This window comes from Cupriavidus sp. MEYA8, from assembly GCF_059278825.1.
Map to the genome: position 1 here is coordinate 1006270 of NZ_CM181222.1, position 17493 is coordinate 1023762.

Annotated in this window: 14 protein-coding genes; 10 read left to right on the forward strand and 4 right to left on the reverse strand. The window is 67.1% G+C overall.

The features are described from left to right. Positions 1–30: 30 nt before the first annotated feature. On the reverse strand, positions 31–2757 hold the full coding sequence (gene tssH, locus AC5WJ1_RS21700) for a type VI secretion system ATPase TssH (protein ID WP_135703410.1): 2727 nt from the start codon (positions 2755–2757) through the stop codon (positions 31–33). 443 nt (positions 2758–3200) lie between these two features. Here tssH and AC5WJ1_RS21705 point away from each other — a divergent pair, with 443 nt between their 5' ends. The 6 genes from AC5WJ1_RS21705 (at position 3201) to AC5WJ1_RS21730 (ending at position 9529) form a co-directional block, all read left to right on the forward strand. Beyond that, the gene (locus tag AC5WJ1_RS21705; RefSeq protein ID WP_494476951.1) at positions 3201–3746 is read left to right on the forward strand and encodes a TagK domain-containing protein; all 546 of its coding nucleotides are present in this window, start codon (positions 3201–3203) and stop codon (positions 3744–3746) included. Further along, positions 3730–4296: a type VI secretion system baseplate subunit TssE gene (gene tssE / locus AC5WJ1_RS21710; RefSeq protein WP_135703408.1), complete on the forward strand. Its 567-nt coding sequence runs from the start codon at positions 3730–3732 to the stop codon at positions 4294–4296. Before AC5WJ1_RS21705 ends, tssE begins: the two co-directional genes overlap by 17 nt. 15 nt (positions 4297–4311) lie before the next feature. Beyond that, positions 4312–6192: a type VI secretion system baseplate subunit TssF gene (gene tssF, locus AC5WJ1_RS21715; protein WP_135703407.1), complete on the forward strand. Its 1881-nt coding sequence runs from the start codon at positions 4312–4314 to the stop codon at positions 6190–6192. Beyond that, complete coding sequence (gene tssG, locus AC5WJ1_RS21720; protein WP_431189878.1) at positions 6189–7229, forward strand: type VI secretion system baseplate subunit TssG; 1041 nt, start codon at positions 6189–6191, stop codon at positions 7227–7229. The genes tssF and tssG overlap by 4 nt, the downstream gene beginning before the upstream one ends. Before the next feature lie 7 nt (positions 7230–7236). After that, the gene (tssA, locus tag AC5WJ1_RS21725) at positions 7237–8304 is read left to right on the forward strand and encodes a type VI secretion system protein TssA (protein ID WP_135703405.1); all 1068 of its coding nucleotides are present in this window, start codon (positions 7237–7239) and stop codon (positions 8302–8304) included. Between the two features lie 187 nt (positions 8305–8491). Then, entirely contained in the window at positions 8492–9529 is a 1038-nt protein-coding gene (locus tag AC5WJ1_RS21730) for an AI-2E family transporter (RefSeq protein ID WP_133097106.1), read from the forward strand. A gap of 123 nt (positions 9530–9652) precedes the next feature. Here the strand turns inward: AC5WJ1_RS21730 and AC5WJ1_RS21735 are convergent, their stop codons facing one another. Then, complete coding sequence (locus tag AC5WJ1_RS21735) at positions 9653–10324, reverse strand: FadR/GntR family transcriptional regulator (RefSeq protein WP_135703404.1); 672 nt, start codon at positions 10322–10324, stop codon at positions 9653–9655. A gap of 184 nt (positions 10325–10508) precedes the next feature. Here AC5WJ1_RS21735 and AC5WJ1_RS21740 point away from each other — a divergent pair, with 184 nt between their 5' ends. The 4 genes from AC5WJ1_RS21740 to AC5WJ1_RS21755 all read left to right on the forward strand — a co-directional run bounded on the left by AC5WJ1_RS21740 (position 10509) and on the right by AC5WJ1_RS21755 (position 15229). Next, on the forward strand, positions 10509–11291 hold the full coding sequence (locus AC5WJ1_RS21740; protein ID WP_135703403.1) for a (Fe-S)-binding protein: 783 nt from the start codon (positions 10509–10511) through the stop codon (positions 11289–11291). After that, on the forward strand, positions 11288–12010 hold the full coding sequence (locus tag AC5WJ1_RS21745; RefSeq protein WP_135703402.1) for a LutC/YkgG family protein: 723 nt from the start codon (positions 11288–11290) through the stop codon (positions 12008–12010). Before AC5WJ1_RS21740 ends, AC5WJ1_RS21745 begins: the two co-directional genes overlap by 4 nt. Continuing rightward, the gene (locus tag AC5WJ1_RS21750; RefSeq protein ID WP_135703401.1) at positions 12007–13452 is read left to right on the forward strand and encodes a LutB/LldF family L-lactate oxidation iron-sulfur protein; all 1446 of its coding nucleotides are present in this window, start codon (positions 12007–12009) and stop codon (positions 13450–13452) included. The genes AC5WJ1_RS21745 and AC5WJ1_RS21750 overlap by 4 nt, the downstream gene beginning before the upstream one ends. Positions 13453–13519: 67 nt before the next feature. Next, positions 13520–15229 carry a lactate permease LctP family transporter gene (locus AC5WJ1_RS21755; protein WP_135703400.1) on the forward strand — a complete coding sequence of 570 codons (1710 nt, stop codon included), beginning with the start codon at positions 13520–13522 and terminating at the stop codon, positions 15227–15229. A gap of 79 nt (positions 15230–15308) precedes the next feature. Here AC5WJ1_RS21755 and AC5WJ1_RS21760 read toward each other — a convergent pair whose 3' ends face one another. Further along, on the reverse strand, positions 15309–16430 hold the full coding sequence (locus AC5WJ1_RS21760; protein WP_135703399.1) for a CaiB/BaiF CoA transferase family protein: 1122 nt from the start codon (positions 16428–16430) through the stop codon (positions 15309–15311). Positions 16431–16455: 25 nt separating this feature from the next. Continuing rightward, entirely contained in the window at positions 16456–17433 is a 978-nt protein-coding gene (locus AC5WJ1_RS21765) for a Bug family tripartite tricarboxylate transporter substrate binding protein (RefSeq protein ID WP_135703398.1), read from the reverse strand. Between the last annotated feature and the right edge of the window lie 60 nt (positions 17434–17493).

The window sequence follows — 17493 nt, forward strand, 5'->3', positions numbered from 1 at the left end:
TCAACGGGTTTCAAGGATGTGCCGGAGGCATCAGGCCGGTCCGGCTTCGGCATTGCCCGGCTCGGCATGACCCTGGCCGGAACGGTATTCGATGTCATAGGTCAGCTCGCCCGGCCCTGTACCGGACAGGCCGATGGCGACGGCCGCCACATCCTGTTTGCCGGACAGTGCCGTCAGCCATAGCCGCGCGAGCTGCGGCTGGATGGCCTGCTCGATAAAGCCGATCAGCTGGCGCGCGCCGGTCTCGCCCACCGCGCACCGCGACACGATGAGATCGACCACGGCATCCGCGTACTTCAACGCAATGCCGTGCTGGGATTGGAGGCGTGCCGCGACCCGCTCCAGTTGCATGCGCGCGATGCGCCCGAGGTTTTCCGGCGCCAACGGCAGGTAGGGAAGGACCACGAGGCGGCCGAGGAAGGCCGCCGGGAAATGCTTGCGCAGTTCGGGCGTGAGGGCCTCGCACAACGCGGCAAGGTCGGGGGGCGAGCCGTTGCGCTCACACAGGTCCAGCAGCAGCTCGGAACCCACATTGCTGGTGAGCAGCAGGATCGTGTTGCGGAAGTCGATGTGGCGGCCTTCGCCGTCTTCCATATGGCCCTTGTCGAAGACCTGGTAGAAGACTTCGTGCACATCGGCATGCGCCTTCTCGACTTCATCGAGCAATACCACGCTGTGCGGCCGGCGGCGCACCGCTTCCGTGAGCACGCCGCCGTCGCCGTAGCCGACATAACCCGGCGGCGCGCCCTTGAGCGTCGAGACGGTATGCGCCTCCTGGAATTCGGAGAGATTGATCGAGATGAGGTTCTGCTCGCCGCCGTACAGCGCATCGGCCAGCGCCAGCGCCGTTTCGGTCTTGCCGATGCCGGACGGCCCGACCAGCAGGAACACCCCGACCGGCTTGCCGGGATCGGCCAGCTGCGCCCTGGCGGTCTGGATGCGCTCTGCCAGCAGGGCAAGCGCGTGGTCTTGCCCGGTCACCCTGGCGGCGAGCGTCTGCGGCAGCCGCATCACCGCCGCTACCTCGTCCGCCACCATGCGGCCGACAGGGATGCCGGTCCAGTCCGAGACGATTTCGGCCACGACTGCCTCGTCCACTTCGGTATGGACCAGCGGCGCGCTGGCGCGGGCCGCGCTCAGTTCGGCTTCGATGTCCTCGAGCTGGCGGCCGGCCTCGTCCGTGGCCAACGGCGCCTGCTCCGGCGCCTGGCTCAGCACGCGCCGGCAGGCAAGCAGGTCGTTGGCCAGGCTCAGTTCGCGCTTCCACCGACCGTCGGCCAGCGCCAGCTCGCCCTCGATCCGCTCGCGGCGCGTATTGAGGTCGGCCATCCGCGGCGTCAGCAGCTTGCCCGGAGCGGCACCGAGCGTCGCCTCTTTGGCCAGCAGCGCATGCTCGGTATCGCATTCCTGCAATTGCTGCCGCAGGAATTCGACCTCCTTCGGCGGGGCGTGCAGTGACAGCGCAACGCGCGCGCAGGCAGTGTCGAGCAGGCTGATCGCCTTGTCAGGCAACTGCCGCGAAGGGATGTAGCGATGCGAGAGCCTGACCGCGGCACGCACCGCGTCATCGCGCACGAGCACCTGGTGATGCGTCTCGAAAGTGGAAACCATCCCGCGCAGCATGGCCATTGCCATGGCCTCCTCCGGCTCGATGACCTGCAGCACCTGGAACCGTCGCGTGAGCGCGGGATCCTTTTCGATATGGCGCTTGTATTCCGTCCAGGTGGTGGCGCCGACCGTGCGCAACGCGCCGCGGGCCAGCGCCGGCTTGAGCAGGTTGGCGGCATCGCCGGTGCCCGCCTGCCCGCCGGCACCGACCAGCGTGTGTACTTCGTCGATAAACAGGATCACCGGCTTGGGCGACCGGTCGGCCTCTTCCAGCACAGCCTTCAGGCGCGCCTCGAATTCCCCCTTCATGCTCGCGCCCGCGAGCAACGCGCCGACATCGAGGCTCAGAAGCCGGACATCCTTCAGGCTGGGCGGCACCTGCCCTGCCGCGATGGCCCGGGCGAATCCTTCGATCACGGCGGTCTTACCTACACCCGCATCGCCGGCCAGCAGCGGGTTGTTCTGACGGCGGCGCAACAGGATGTCCGTCATGGTGCGGATCTCCTGCTCGCGGCCGATCACGGGGTCGAGCTTGCCGGCACGCGCGGCTTCGGTCAGGTCAAGGCAGTACTGGTGCAGCGCCGACCGGCCAGACGGCGCGCCGGCGATGGCGCCGCTCGCCTCCCCTGGCGCCGCCGGCGCCAGGCCGCTACCGTCATATGCACCCTCCTCCGCTTCCGGCGACTGGGCAACCTGTGTCGGCAGGTTGGCGACGAGATCATCGGCCTGTACCTTCCCGAACTGCCTGGACACGCCAAGCACGGTGCGGCGCAGCTCGGGCGTCTTCAGCAGCGCGGTCAGCAGGTAGGCGCCGCGCACGCGGCCGTCATCGAATGCCAGCGTTGCGTAGACCCAGGCACGCTCCACCGCTGTCTCGATCTGGAACGAGAAATCGTTGATCGACGAAGCGCCGGCCGGCAGCGCCGCCAGCGCCCGGGTCAGGTCGGCCTCCAGGGCCGCCCGGTCCGCACCCGCATGCCGCAGCATGCGCTGCATGTCGCCGTCGGGCGCCTGCAGCAACTGGTGCAGCCAGTGGACCAGCTCCACGTACGGGTTGCCGCGGAGCTTGCAGAAAGCGGTCGCGCTTTCCAGCGCCTTGAACAGGGTGGAATTGAGTCGGCCAAACAGGGCCTGGCGCGAAATATCCATTCGAATGCCTTGCGTCTTCCGTTCACGGCTGCATGAATGCGAGCCGTTGGACGGTTGTCTTTGCTTTTTTTCAGACTATTGACAAATCTTCAGGCATGCAATGCGCCGACAATCTGAATATTCATAGCGCGGCGCCATAAAAATCGAATCACAACATTCATGGCGTAGTTCGACCCATCTCGTGCGCAATTACCACCGCATGAATCATGCTGCAATGACAGACAGCCTTATTTCTTCGGACTCTCATCGAAATACGGGACAGCCGTCACTGACTACACACACCCGCAAGTCAAACAATAGGATTCTTCATATTTTTAATGAAATTAAATTAAATCTAATATTAGAAATTAATAGCACGTAATACCGGATTTCCGCATTCATTTCCGCAATTTTTGTGATTATCATCAGCGCCATTTCCTGAAACCGAGGTGGGCGGAGGCGACATGAGCGAATGGCCAGCCGATCCAGCAAGGGCGCTTTCCGACGCAGGACCCGACGCGAATGGGTTGCTCGACCTGGTCGGCCAGGGTCACATCCCGGCGCCAAGCGCCAGCCACGCCGGCATCGCGGCGGGCCCGGACATGCTGGCGCGGCTCATGCTGGAAGCCGAGGCCGTCTTGCGCGATCCCGACTATGTCGGCGTCCACGATGCAGGCGCCAGGGCGCCCACCCCGCTTGCCGCGTCCGATCCCAATCCGCTGCAGACGCTCGCCCACGAAGCCGCCAGTACGGCCAGGCTGATGGACATGCTGGACGTGGCCGGTCATATCGATGCCTGCATCAGCGCAGGAGACGCCGCGGATGACTGCCAGCTCTTTATGCAACCGCGAGCCCCGGACGTTCTGCGGCTCTTTGCCAGCGGCATCGATTGCGCGCAAGTCCGCGCCGCCACCGCCAGCCTTACACGGCGCGAACACCATTTGGTTTCCATGGACAGCGTCTATTGCCCAGAACGCGAATGGTCCCCGGACGATGAGCAAACCACCTGAGCGGCCGGACCGTGGCACGCCGGCGGCCTTGCGCCGCGCAGGTCCGCCCCGCCGTCCGAATTCGCAACTGCTGCCGACGCTGTTCGACCGGCTGCGCGACGATGCGCCGCACCGCAGGACGGAAGCGCCGGAAGAATACACCGTCACGCGCACGCAGATGCGCAAGATCATCCAGCGCGATCTCACCTACCTGCTCAACACGACCAACCGCGAGGACGAGATCGATCGCGCGCGCTATCCCGAGGCTGCCAGCTCGACGCTCAACTACGGCGTTCCCGCGCTCGCAGGAAGCTACCTGTCCGAGCGCAAATGGGACGACATCATCCGCATCGTCCAGCGCGCCATCGAGGATTTCGAGCCGCGCCTGATCCCGGGCTCGCTCGGGATCGCGCCGATGCTGAAGGAGGATGCGCCGCATCGCCACAACGTGCTGCTATTCGAGATTTCCGGCCTGATCCACATGGATCCCTATCCGATGGCCTTCACCGCACAAAGCTCGCTCGACCTGGAGACCAGCCGCATGCAGGTCAAGTCGATTCACGCCAACTGATGCCTCCCCACCACCATGGACCCTCGGCTGCTTGAGTACTACAACCGCGAACTGGTCTACATGCGCGAGCTGGCGGGGGAGTTTGCGAACCAGCATCCCAAGGTGGCCAGGCGCCTGGGTATGCAGGGCATCGAGGTGGCCGATCCCTATGTGGAGCGCCTCATCGAAGCGTTCTGCTTCCTGTCCGCCCGCACGCAGCTGAAGCTCGATGCGGAATTCCCGCGCTTTACCCAGCGCCTGCTGGAAGTCATCTATCCCAACTACATCGCGCCGACGCCGGCGATCGCGGTCGCGCAGTTCCATCCCAGCCACAAGGAGGGCGACCTGGTCCGCGGCATCCCGATACCGCGCGGCACCGCGCTGCTGGCTCGTGCGCCGGCGGGCGAATCGACCCAATGCGAGTTTCGCACGACCCAGCCGCTGACACTGTGGCCGATCGAGATCGCCGACGCCCGGCTTACCGGCATCCCGCCGGACATCCGGCATCTCGAACGCTACGTGCCGGCCCACGTGAACGTACAGGGTGCGCTGCGGCTGCGACTGAGGCTGACCCGCAATGTCACGTTCGCCAGGCTGGCCGGGCTTGATACCCTGCCCCTGCATCTGTGCGGCAACGACCAGATCGCCTCGCACCTGTTCGAGTTGCTGCATGGTGCCGGCGTCACCGTGCTCATCGGCAAGCCAGGCGCGATGGGCGAGCGGCCCTGCGCGGTCCCGCAGGACGCGGTCGGCTACGTCGGCATGGCACCGGAGGAAAGCGCCTTGCCGGTGCCCTGGAACAAGTTTCACGGGCACAACCTCGTGCACGAGTATTTCGCGTGTCCGCAGCGGTTCTATTTCGCCGCACTCAACGGACTCGCACCCGGACTGGCCGGCATCGACGGCGGCGAGGCCGAGATCGTGATCCTGCTGGCCAGGCCGCCCGGGGTGCTCGCGAGCCAGGTCGATGCGAGCCAGTTCGCGCTGTTCTGCACGCCGGTGGTCAACCTGTTCCCGATGCGCACCGACCGGATGGAAATCCATGCCGGGCACACCGAGTTTCACCTCGTGCCGGACCGGCGCCGGCCGCTCGACTACGAGGTCTTCTCGGTGCAGGGCCTGTCCGGGCAGGTTTCCGAGCGCAGCACGCCGGTGGCGTTCCGGCCGCTCTTCGCCACGCTGAACAGCGACGAGGGCAACCATGGACGCTACTTCTCCATGCGGCGGGAACGGCGGCTGGTTTCCGATCATGCGCGCAAGTACGGGACACGCGCCGCGTACACCGGCACCGAGGTGTTCCTGTCGCTGGTCGACCAGCGCGAGGCCCCCTACCCGAAGGACTTGCGCTACCTGTCGGTGCAGGCCATGGTCACCAACCGCGACCTGCCGAATCTTGTCCCGCGCAATGGCTACGATGACTTGCGCACACCGGATTCGATTCCCGTCGGCGGGGTCGGGCTGATCCGGCCGCCGTCGGCCCCGCGCGCGCCCTTCGCCGAGGGAGAAATGGCCTGGCGGCTGATCCGCCAGCTGGGGTTCAACTACCTTTCGCTCACCGATCTCGACCATCGCGAAGGCGGCCAGGGACTGCGCGACCTGCTGCGGCTGTTCGTCGCCCCCGACGACGCGGCCCAGCAGCGGCAGGTCCAGAGCCTGATCGGCAGCAGCATCCGGCCGGTCACGCGGCGGCTGCCCGGAAACGGACCCGTCCTCTACGGCCGCGGTGTCCAGTGCCAGCTGACGGTGGAGGAAAGCGGCTTCTCGGGCATCAGCCCCTACCTGTTCGGCGTGATCCTCGAGCACTTCCTGGCGCGGCACGTATCGGTCAACGCCTTCGCGGAAACGGAGTTGTACGCGATCGAACGCGGCCTGATTCACCGCTGGCCGGTACGAATGGGAGGACGCGGCGCGATATAGCCATGAGCCAGACCGACAACAGTATCGGCCAGCGCGGCGCCGCGCGCTCCGTCGCAGACGATGCGCAACGCGCGCCATGGAAGGTCAGCTTCCTCGGGCTCTTGCGCGCGCTGTCGGCGCAGCATGCCGACCTGCCGCCGGCCGGCCGCGCCATCCGACCGCAAGCGGAATGCTTCCGCATTGGCCAGGCCGCCTCGCTGGCGTTTGCGCCGCGCGAGATTGCCCGGCTTGAGATGCAGGCGGGCCGGTTGCGAATCCAGCTGTTCGGGCTCGGCATGCTAGGCCCCAATGGCGCCTTGCCGATCCATCACACGGAAATTGTCAGGGAGCGCACCGAGGCACACCGCGACGGGACGACTGCGGCCTTCCTCGACCTGTTCCATCATCGCGCGCTGACGCAGTTCTACCAGGCCTGGGCGGGCTCGCAGGCCACGGCGGGGCTCGACCGGCCGGACGAGGAAGTCTTTTCGCGCTACGTGGGCTGGCTGGCGGGGCAGGATCCCGGAGAAATCCGCCGCGGCCCGTTGCCGGCGCACGCGCGCCTGTCCGCGAGCGCCCACCATGTGCGCGAGTCGCGCTGTCCCGATGGCATCGCCGGGACGGTGTCGCACTTCTTTGGCGTACCGGTGCGGCTGGAGGAGTTCGTGCTGCACTGGATCGTGCTAGATCCGGCCGAACACAGCCGTCTCGCCCGCCCCGGTTCGCCAGGCGTGATGGGCCAGGGCGCGCTGCTGGGCGACATGGTCCCCGACCGGCAGCACAAGTTCCGTCTCGTCATCGGCCCGCTGCATCTGCAGCAGTACCTGAACTTCACGCCCAACGGGCGCGATCTGCCGGTGCTGGTGGAATGGGTCCGGTCCTTCATCGGCTTCGAATACGAGTGGGAGCTGCAGCTGCAGATAAAGCCGCATTGCGCGCCGCCTGCCGTGCTCGGTGCGCAAGAGGGCCTGGGCTGGTCGACCTGGCTGGGTGAGGCCGACCAGCAGCGCGCCATCACCGGCATGGTCTTCGACCCCGAGAAGTACGTCACACACTGAGGCTGCCATGAAGGCAAAATCCAGGGCAGCCAGATCCGATGCGCGCCAGGCAATCCGCCTCGCCGAGCTGGCACAGCCGATCGATGCCGCACATCCTTGCGGCCCCGATCTCGAATACGACCCGGAATTCGTCGTCCTGATGGCAAAGGCGGCGCCCGGCGCGGAAGCACAATACGGCGATTTCGTTACGCAGGCCGAGCCACCGAACTGGACAGAGCTCGAGCGCGACTGCCGGCGCCTGCTGATGCGCAGCAAGGACATCCGCTTGCTGAACCTGCTGCTTCGCTGCCGCACGCGGCTCGACCACGCCGAGGGCCTGCGCGATGGCATGGCGCTGCTGCAACGCCTGCTGGCTGACTATCCGGAAGACATCCATCCCCAGCTCATGGTGGAAGGTGAACACGATCCGGCACTGCGCGCCAACGCCTTCGCGGCGCTGGTCGACCCGGACGGCCTTCTCGCCGATATACGCGAGATCGTGCTGGCAGGCAATGCGGCAACGCGCCTGCAGGTCAGGGATATCGAACGGGCGTTGGGGGTACCTCATCCTGCCGATGCCCTCGCGCCCGAATCCGTGCGCCAGCAGCTGGACGCGTTGCGACGCCAGGGCATGCCCCAGATTGCCGCCATGGATGAAGCCTACGGCCTGGCAGCGATCTTGCAGCATTGGGGCGATGAGACGCTGGCGGGCCATGCGCCGGACCTCGCGCCGCTTGGAAAGTTACTTCGGCTCGTCGGCAATCCGGAACTCGCGGGCACGACCGTGGCGGAGGCAATGGCCGATCGCCCCGTCAAGCCTGGGCCGATGCCCATGTCAGATGCCTCTCACTCCATGGCGCCATCGGCGCCTGCCGCCCTGCCAGTCATCCCGGACCCCGGCGATAGCCCCGCTGGCCGCGATGCCGCCTTGCGCCAGGTCCGGGCTGTGCGCCAGTGGTTCGAGCAGCATGAACCCAGCAGCCCGGTTGCCCTGCTGCTATGGCAGGTCGAGCGCCTGATCGGCAAGCGCTTCGAAGACGTCTACCGCGCCATACCGGAGGAACTTGTCGAGCGCTGGGTGCGGGAGTCCGCATAGGAGCGCTGCGCGGCACGCCTTCCAGCCTTTTGCCACCAGCGGGACCCGTTCACGGCAGGCTTGCCTAACCCCGCCACCGCCCCGACAATCGAGCGCTAGGCTGCCTGACCCGAACTGACAGGCGGGCTTGCCCTGGCCCGCCCCGCACCCGCCGAGGGCGCGTGCCCCCCAACGCCGGAGACCATCGATGAAAGACCCCGACCAGACCAACGCCCCGCGCCTGCTGCCGGCCGCGTGGTACAGCGTCGGTGCCGTCGCCTATGTCCTGACTGCGCTGGCGCTCTGGACCGTGCTCCAAGCGAACCTGGTGGCAGCCTTGCTGTCCGGGCTGCTGCTGTATTCCCTGGTGGATGTGCTGGCGCCGCGGTTGAAGCGGCTGAACCAGCGGCACGATGCGCTGGCGGTGGCAATCCTATCGGCGTTGATCCTGCTGGGGCTGTCGTTGGCAGGCTGGCTGCTGGTGCGCTTTATCAGCGGGGAAGGCAATACGCTGGATGGCTTGCTCAATCATGTCGCGGACATTATCGACCAGTCGCGCGGGCAGTTGCCGCCGTGGCTCAGTGACGCGCTGCCCAACGGCGTGGACGAGCTGGCCAATGCGCTGATCGAAGCGCTGCGCGCGCATGCTGCCATGGCGCAGAAGCTGGGGGCGGAGGTGTTGCGCACGCTGGTGCATATCCTGATCGGCCTGGTGATCGGCGCGATGGTGGCGCTTTACCGCGCCGTGTCACGGCCGAACCGCCGTCCCTTGGCGGCTGCGCTGGTGGCGCGGGCGCGCACGCTGCAGCAGGCGTTCTCGCAGTTCATCTTTGCGCAGATCCAGATTTCGACGATCAATACCTTGCTGACGGCGATTTACCTGCTGCTGGTGCTGCCGCTGTTCGGCGTGCACCTGCCCCTGTCGAAGACGCTGGTGGTCATCACCTTCGTGGCCGGCTTGCTGCCGGTGCTGGGCAACCTGATTTCCAATACCGCCATCGTGGTGGCGTCCCTGTCGGTATCGCTGCCGATCGCGGTGGGTTCGCTGGTGTTCCTGGTGGTGATCCACAAGCTGGAGTATTTCCTGAACGCCCGCATCATCGGCGCGCGCATCCAGGCCGCGGCGTGGGAGCTGCTGGTCGTGATGCTGCTGATGGAGACGCTGTTCGGCATTCCCGGCGTGATCGCCGGCCCGATTTTCTATGCATACCTGAAGCGGGAACTGGCCGGTGCCGGCCTGATATAAACACAGCGCCCTGGCCTTTGGCCGCGGGCAAAAGTGGGCGAATGTGCCGCAGCCGTTGCTGGCATTGGAGACGTTTTCCATTCCGGCGCCCCAGCGCCCGCTGGTCCGACCAATTACGCGCATTCAGCTCCCGTCCTGCTCGACCCGGCTGCGCACGAAGTCGATATGCGTCTGCATCGCCGTGCGCGCTTCTTCCGGCCGGCGCGCGCAGATCGCCTCGCATAGCGTCCGGTGCTGCAGCAGCAACAGTTCCGAGGCGCTGTCGTCCTGTTCGCGCAGTCCGGTGCCATTGATGGTGATGTGTTCGCGCAGCATGCCGATCACGCTGGTATGCAGGTGCAGGAACATGGTGTTGTGCGAAGCCAGCGCGATGGCGTCATGCAGGCGCGCATCGGCATCGGCCTCGGCTTGCTTGTCGTCGGCGGCGCGGGCGCGTTCGAGTTCATCCATCAGGGTGCGGATGCGCCTGACGTCGGCGGCGTTGGCGCGCAGCGCGGCGAAATAGGCGGTCGCGCCTTCCAGTACGCGGCGGAACTCCAGGATGTCGTCACGCAGCGCGGGATGGTCGGCCACCAGCTGGCCCCATGGGGAAGCAATGCCGGCGCGCAACTGGTCGGTGGCATAGACGCCGGCGCCGCGCCGGCTTTGCAGCAGGCCGCGCGCGGCCAGGCGCTGGATGGCTTCGCGCACGGTGTTGCGCGCCACCGCGTACTGCTCGGCCAGCACGCGCTCGGCCGGTAGCCGGGTGCCCGGCGGCCACGTACCGTCCAGCAGCGCGGTTTCCATCTCGCGCATGACCGCCTCCACGCGCCCGCGGGTGCGTCCGCTCCTTTGTGCCGCCGCCGTCATGCCGTCCACCCTCGCTCCACAATCGCCCCGCCGACTGGTCCAACCAATTTGAACAACCGCGCGGAAGCGGGAATTATGCGCCCAAATGTGCGACGCCAAGCAGCGCAACCCAGCACATACGGAGCGAGACATGAAGGATCGTCAGTACCCCAACGGCCCTGCGCCTACGCAGGCCTATCTCTTTGCCACCTGCCTGGTCGACCTGTTCGTGCCGCAGGCCGGGCTCGACGCCGTGCGGCTGCTCGAGCGCGAAGGCCTCACCGTACACTTTCCGCGTGCGCAGAGCTGCTGCGGCCAGCCGGCTTACAGCAGCGGCAATCCCGACGCCGCGCGTGCGGTAGCCCGTGCGCAGCTGGACCTGTTCAGCCAGCCCTGGCCGGTCATCGTGCCGTCCGGGTCATGCGCCGGCATGATGCGCCACCACTGGCCGCAATTGTTCGCCGACGATCCCGTGGCCGGCCCGAAGGCGCGCGCGCTGGCCGAGCGGATTTACGAGCTGGGCGAATTCCTGCTGCACGTACTGCACGTTGATTTCCACAACGCCGTGCCGCCGGGCCAGGCGCCCGAGCGCATCGTGCTGCATACCTCCTGCGGCGCGCGCCGCGAAATGGGTACGCGCCAGCATGGCGTGGCACTGGTCGATGCATTGCCTGGCGTGACCCGCGTCGAGCATCAGCGCGAGTCGGAATGCTGCGGCTTCGGCGGCACGTTTTCGCTCAAGCATCCCGATATCTCCGGTGCGATGGTGCGCGACAAGGTTGCGTCCGCCTTCGCCACCGACTGCGAGCGGCTGGTGTCGGCCGACTGCGGCTGCCTGCTCAATATCGGCCATACCGCCGCGCATGACGGCGCCCCGCTGCAGGTCGAACACCTGGCCAGCTTCCTGTGGCGGCGCACCGGAGGTGCCGCATGAGCACGCCCGGCGCCCGCGAACGCATGCTGGGCCGGCTGCGCGCCGCCGCCCCCACGCCTGCGTCCTCCACCGCTGAACTGGATCGCCGCATCGATGGCCATTTCGAGGCGCGCCGGCATCGCGCGCCTAGCGCCGACGAGCTGGTCGATGCGATGCGCATGGCACTGCAAGCCTCGCACGCTGAAGTCTGGTGCACCGATGCGCAAGCGTGGCCGGCATTGCTGGCCGCCGCGCTGGCCGAAGCCGGCGTCCGGCGCCTGCTGCTCGATCCCGCAAGCCACGCCGGCGCGGCGCTGGCTGCCGCGCTGCCGCCCCAGGTCGAAGCCATCGGCTATGACCGCCCCATCGAAGCCTGGAAAGCCGAGCTGTTCGACACCGTCGACGCCGGCTTCACCGTGGCGCGCTCGGGCATTGCCGCCACCGGCACGCTGATCGTTGCACCGGACGCGGGATCGCCGCGCACGGTATCGCTGGTGCCGCCGCTGCACGTGGCGCTGGTGCGCGCATCGACGCTGCACCAGGACCTGCACATGGCCGCGCGCGCCGAACGCTGGCGCGACGGCATGCCGACCAACCTGGTGATGATCTCGGGCCCGTCCAAGACTTCCGATATCCAGCAGACGCTGGCCTACGGTGCGCACGGCCCGCGCCGGCTGTGGGTCGTCATCGTGCAGGACATCGACAAGCAGAACATCGATAACAAGGAGGCCGCGCAATGAGCCAGAACACGCTGCATTTCGTCGCGCCGCAAGACTTCAAGGCGCGCGCGCGCGAGGCGCTGGACGATCCCAAGCTGCGCCAGAGCTTTCGCGGCGCGATGGACTTCCTGCAGGGCAAGCGGCTGGCGCAGTTTCCCGACGCCGATGAGCTGGAGCGGCTGCGCGACCTGGGCGAAGCGGTGCGCCAGCACGCGCTCGCCAACCTGCCGGACCTGCTGGTGCAACTGGAGGAACAGCTCGCCGCCGCCGGTGTGCAGGTCCACTGGGCCGAGACCGCCGACGACGCCAACCGCATCATCCACGGCATCGCGGCGGCAAGGCAGGCCAGTCGCGTGATCAAGGGCAAGTCGATGGCCAGCGAGGAAATCGAGCTGAACCATTACCTGGCCGAGCGCGGCGTCGAATGCATCGAGTCGGACATGGGCGAATACATCGTCCAGCTTGCCGGCGAGAAGCCGTCGCATATCGTGATGCCGGCGATCCACAAGACCAAGGGCGATATCGCCGCGCTGTTCGAGCAGCATATTCCTGACACGCCCTATACCGAGGACGTCGACGCGCTGATCCAGACCGGACGCCGCGCGCTGCGGCAGGCGTTCGTCGGCGCCGACATCGGCCTGTCCGGGGTCAACTTCGCCGCGGCGGACACCGGCACGCTGTGGCTGGTCGAGAACGAGGGCAACGGCCGCCTTTCGACAACGGTCCCCGATGTGCATATCGCCATCATGGGCATGGAAAAGGTGGTGGCGAAGCTCGAGCACATCGTGCCGCTGTCGAGCCTGCTGACGCGCTCGGCCACCGGGCAGGCGATCACCACGTACTTCAACCTGATCTCCGGCCCGCGCCGCGACGGCGAGCGCGACGGCCCGCGCGAGGTGCACCTGGTGCTGCTCGACAACGGCCGTACGCAGGCCTACGCCGACGCGCAGCTGCGCGCCACGCTGCAGTGCATCCGCTGCGGGGCATGCATGAACCATTGCCCGGTCTATACGCGCATCGGCGGCCATGCCTATGGCACGACTTATCCCGGTCCGATCGGCAAGATCATTTCGCCGCATCTGCTGGGGCTCGAGGCCACGGCGGACCTGCCCACCGCATCCAGCCTGTGCGGCGCCTGCGGCGAGGTCTGCCCGGTACGCATCCCGATCCCGCAATTACTGGTGCGCCTGCGCACCGAATCCAACCGCGATCCCGAGGAGCGGGTGGCCAACCCGCTGCGTGGCCAGGGCGCCAAGTACAGCAAGGGCGAGCACCTGGTGTGGCGCTTCTGGAGCGGGGCGTATTCGCACCCGGCCACTTACCGGATGTTCCGCTGGGCGGCCACCAGACTGCGTGCGCTGGCGCCGTCGAAGCAGATGGGATGGACGCAGCATCGCACGCCACTGAAGCCGGCGGCGAAGAGCCTGGCGGATCTGCTCAAGGAGAAGGGGCAGCCGGAGTAGGCACGCCCGCCTGTTTGCCAGAACTACAAAGAATTCCCGAAACACCACTGAAGTAGGAGACTAAGCCGTGCAACCCTGGACCCAACTCTATACGCCGCTAGGCAGCCTGTGGCTGTCGGCGCTGGCGGCGGCCATTCCCATCCTGTTCTTCTTCATCGCGCTGGCCGTGTGGCGCATGAAGGGCCATGTCGCCGCCGCGGTCACGTTGCTGCTGGCGCTCGGCGTGGCGATCTTCGCCTACGGCATGCCGGTGCAGCAGGCGCTGGCCTCGGCCGGCTTCGGCTTTGCCTACGGGCTGTGGCCGATCGCATGGATCATCGTGACCGCGGTGTTCCTCTACAAGATCGTGGTCAAGACCGGCCAGTTCGACATCATCCGCGCCTCGGTGCTGGCGATCACCGACGACCAGCGCCTGCAGATGCTGCTGATCGGCTTTGCCTTCGGCGCCTTCCTGGAAGGCGCGGCAGGCTTCGGCGCGCCGGTGGCGATCACCGCCGCGCTGCTGGTCGGCCTGGGCTTCAATCCGCTGTATGCCGCCGGACTGTGCCTGATCGCCAATACCGCGCCGGTGGCATTTGGCGCGATGGGTATTCCCATCATCGTGGCCGGACAGGTCACGGGCATCGATCCCTTCCTGATCGGCGCCATGGCCGGCCGCCAGCTGCCGCTGCTGTCGCTGCTGGTGCCGTTCTGGCTGGTGTTCATGATGGACGGCGCCAAGGGCGTGCGCGAGACCTGGCCGGCGGCGCTGGTGTGCGGCGGCAGCTTCGCGGTGACGCAGTACTTCACTTCCAACCATATCGGGCCGGAACTGCCGGACATCACCTCGGCGCTGGTCAGCCTGGTGTCGCTGGCGGCGTTCCTGAAGGTGTGGCAGCCGCGCGGCGCGTCGCAACGCGCTGGCGGCGCAGGCAGTACGGTCAGCGGCGGCACCGTGGCGCTGGGCGGCTTTGGCGGCGGCTTTGGCGCCGCGCCGGTGAGCCGCAAGGCATCGCCCTACACGCTGGCGCAGACGCTGCGCGCCTGGGCACCGTTCGGCATCCTGACGGCGATCGTCACGGTATGGAGCCTGCAGCCGTTCAAGGCGCTGTTCGCCGCCAACGGCGCGCTGGCGGGCACGGTGCTGAAGTTCAAGGTGCCGGGGCTGGACCAGATGGTGATCAAGGCCGCGCCGATCGTGGCCACGCCCAAGGCCTATGAGGCCGTGCTGAAGCTTGACCTGCTGTCCGCCGTGGGCACCGCCATCCTGCTGACCGCGCTGATCTCGGCCGTGCTGCTGCGCATGAAGCCGCGCGACCTGGTTGTTACCTTCGGCGAAACGCTGGTGGAACTGGCGCGCCCGGTGCTGTCGATCGGACTGGTGCTGGCCTTTGCCTTCGTCGCGAACTACTCCGGCATGTCGTCGACGCTGGCGCTGCTGCTGGCCGGCACCGGTGCCGCGTTCCCGTTCTTCTCGCCGTTCCTCGGCTGGCTGGGCGTGTTCCTGACCGGATCGGATACGTCGTCCAACGCGCTGTTCTGCTCGCTGCAGAACACCACCGCGCACCAGATTGGCGTGTCCGATACGCTGATGGTGGCGGCCAACACCACCGGCGGCGTGACCGCGAAGATGATTTCGCCGCAATCGATCGCAGTGGCCTGCGCGGCGACGGGACTGGTGGGGAAGGAATCGGAGCTGTTCCGGTTTACCGTCAAGCACAGCCTGTTGTTCGCGGTGGTCATCGGGGTCATCACGATGGTGCAGGCTTATCTCTTGCCTGGGATGATTCCGGGCTGACCTGAGCGGCGGGCCGGCTGCGGCGCGTGGGATGTGCCTGCGGCTGGCCAGGCCGCGGCCCCCGCCTCACAGCCGGATCTCAATCAAGAAACCCCTCCCCCTCACTCAACGGCGCATGCCGATAACTGGCCGGCGTCCGGCTAAGCTTGACCGGCGCGCCCAGTCCCTTGTAGCCGCCTTCCATTTCCACCACCATCTCGCGATGCAATGTGTGCGGATGCTGCAGGGCATCGGCCACCGATAGCACCGGTGCGCACGGCACGCCCGCGGCGACCAGCGTGTCGGCCAGTGCCTTGCCGTCGTGCTTGCGCAGGTGCGTCTCCAGCTCGGCCTTCAGCGCCACGCGGTTCACCGACCGCGCACCGGCGCAGGCATAGCGTTCGTCTTCCGCCAGTGCCGGCACCCCGAGATGCTCGCACAGGATGCGGAACTGGCGGTCATTGCCGACCGCGAGGAAGATCGGGTCCGTCGCGGTGGCCACCGTGTCGTAGGGATAGATGTTGGGATGCGCATTCCCCGTGCGCTGCGGCGTCTTGCCGCTCATGAACCAGTTGGCCGCATGCGGATGCAGCAGCGACAGCCCCGAGTCATACAGCGCGGCCTCGACAAACTGCCCGCGCCCGCTGCGCGCACGTTCCTGCAACGCCAGCAGCACGCCGATCGCCGCATTCAGCCCGGTGACCATGTCGACCACCGGCAAACCCACCCGCAGCGCATCGCCATCGGCTTCGCCGTTGATGCTCATGATGCCGGACATCGCCTGGATCGCCGCGTCATAGCCGGGCAGGCCACCGAGCGGGCCATCCGCGCCGAAGCCCGACACGCGGCAATGCACCAGCCGCGGAAAGCGCTCCGACAGCACGTCATAGCCCAGCCCCCATTTCTCCATCGTGCCGGTCTTGAAATTCTCGACCAGCACGTCGGCCTCGGCCAGAAGCGCGAGCAGGACTTCGCGCCCGGCGTCCGTGGTCAGGTCCAGCCGCATCACGCGCTTGTTGCGGTTCAGGCCGAAGTAGTACGACGCCACGCCGTCCTTGAACGGCGGGCCCCAGGTACGGGTGTCGTCGCCCTGCGGCGGTTCGATCTTGAGTACGTCGGCGCCGTGGTCGCCCAGGATCTGCCCGCAGTACGGGCCGCCCAGGATGCGCGACAGGTCGACCACGCGGATGCCGGCAAGCGCGCCGGGACTGGATTGGGTCATGGCTGGCTCCTGTTCGCTTGGTCGCTTAATCAAGCTGCGCGCCGGACTTCTGCACCACAGCGCGCCACTTGCCGACCTCGGCCTTGACGAAGCCGCCAAGCTGCTCCGGCGTGGTCGACGGCGCGAATTCCAGGCCCTGCGCCTGCAGCGTCTTGCGAACCTCGGGCTGCTTGAGCGCATCGGCGAAGGCGCGGTTGAGCTTGCCGATCACTTCGGGCGGCGTGCCCGCCGGCGCCACGACACCGAAGAACACCGAAACGTCGAAGCCCGGCACGCCCTGCTCGGCGACAGTCGGCACATCCGGCAGCGCCTGCGAGCGCGCCCTGCTGGTGACGCCCAGCGCGCGCACCTTGCCGCTCTTGATGAAGGGCATGGCGGTCAGCACGTCGGTGAAGGTCATGCTGACCTGGCCGCCGAGCAGGTCGTTCAGCGCCGGGCCGGTGCCCTTGTACGGAATGTGCTGGAAGTCGGTGCCGGTGACGTTGTTGAACAGCACGCCGGCCAGGTGCGACGAGGCGCCGTTGCCGGACGACGCATAGGTGAGCTTGCCCGGATGCGCCTTGCCGTAGGCGATCAGCTCGCTGACGTTCTTTGCCGGCACCGACGGGTTCACCACCAGCACGTTGGGCAGCTGGCCGATCTGGATCACCGGGGCGAAGCTCTTGACCGGGTCGTAGTTGATCTTGCGATAGAGGCTGACGTTGATCGCCAGCGGCGCCGATGTGCCGAACATCAGCGTGTAGCCGTCGGGCTCCGCTCGCGCCACCGCTTCCGCGCCGATGTTGCCGCCGGCGCCGGCGCGGTTTTCCACCACCACCGGCTGGCCCAGGCTGGTCTTGAGCGCGGCGGCCAGCGTGCGGGCCATCGCGTCGGTCGGGCCGCCCGGCGGATAGGTGACGACCATCATGATAGGCTTGGTCGGGAAGTCCTTCTGCGCGAAGGCGGGGGCGGCGATGCAGAGCGAGCACGCGGCAATGGCCGCGAGGCGGTGCCAGAGTTTCATGGCGTTGTCTCCTGGTGTAGGGCGTCTCCCGCGGAGGCGGGATGGTATGGGGCGTCGTCG

Bases quoted from the DNA above. Each gene is read 5' to 3' on its own strand.
- AC5WJ1_RS21705 (WP_494476951.1), top strand. From the start codon at position 3,201: ATGAGCGAATGGCCAGCCGATCCAGCAAGGGCGCTTTCCGACGCAGGA.
- AC5WJ1_RS21730 (WP_133097106.1), top strand. From the start codon at position 8,492: ATGAAAGACCCCGACCAGACCAACGCCCCGCGCCTGCTGCCGGCCGCG.
- tssA (WP_135703405.1), top strand. From the start codon at position 7,237: ATGAAGGCAAAATCCAGGGCAGCCAGATCCGATGCGCGCCAGGCAATC.
- AC5WJ1_RS21745 (WP_135703402.1), top strand. From the start codon at position 11,288: ATGAGCACGCCCGGCGCCCGCGAACGCATGCTGGGCCGGCTGCGCGCC.
- AC5WJ1_RS21760 (WP_135703399.1), bottom strand. From the start codon at position 16,430: ATGACCCAATCCAGTCCCGGCGCGCTTGCCGGCATCCGCGTGGTCGAC.
- tssF (WP_135703407.1), top strand. From the start codon at position 4,312: ATGGACCCTCGGCTGCTTGAGTACTACAACCGCGAACTGGTCTACATG.
- tssH (WP_135703410.1), bottom strand. From the start codon at position 2,757: ATGGATATTTCGCGCCAGGCCCTGTTTGGCCGACTCAATTCCACCCTG.
- AC5WJ1_RS21735 (WP_135703404.1), bottom strand. From the start codon at position 10,324: ATGCGCGAGATGGAAACCGCGCTGCTGGACGGTACGTGGCCGCCGGGC.
- AC5WJ1_RS21740 (WP_135703403.1), top strand. From the start codon at position 10,509: ATGAAGGATCGTCAGTACCCCAACGGCCCTGCGCCTACGCAGGCCTAT.
- tssE (WP_135703408.1), top strand. From the start codon at position 3,730: ATGAGCAAACCACCTGAGCGGCCGGACCGTGGCACGCCGGCGGCCTTG.
- AC5WJ1_RS21750 (WP_135703401.1), top strand. From the start codon at position 12,007: ATGAGCCAGAACACGCTGCATTTCGTCGCGCCGCAAGACTTCAAGGCG.
- AC5WJ1_RS21765 (WP_135703398.1), bottom strand. From the start codon at position 17,433: ATGAAACTCTGGCACCGCCTCGCGGCCATTGCCGCGTGCTCGCTCTGC.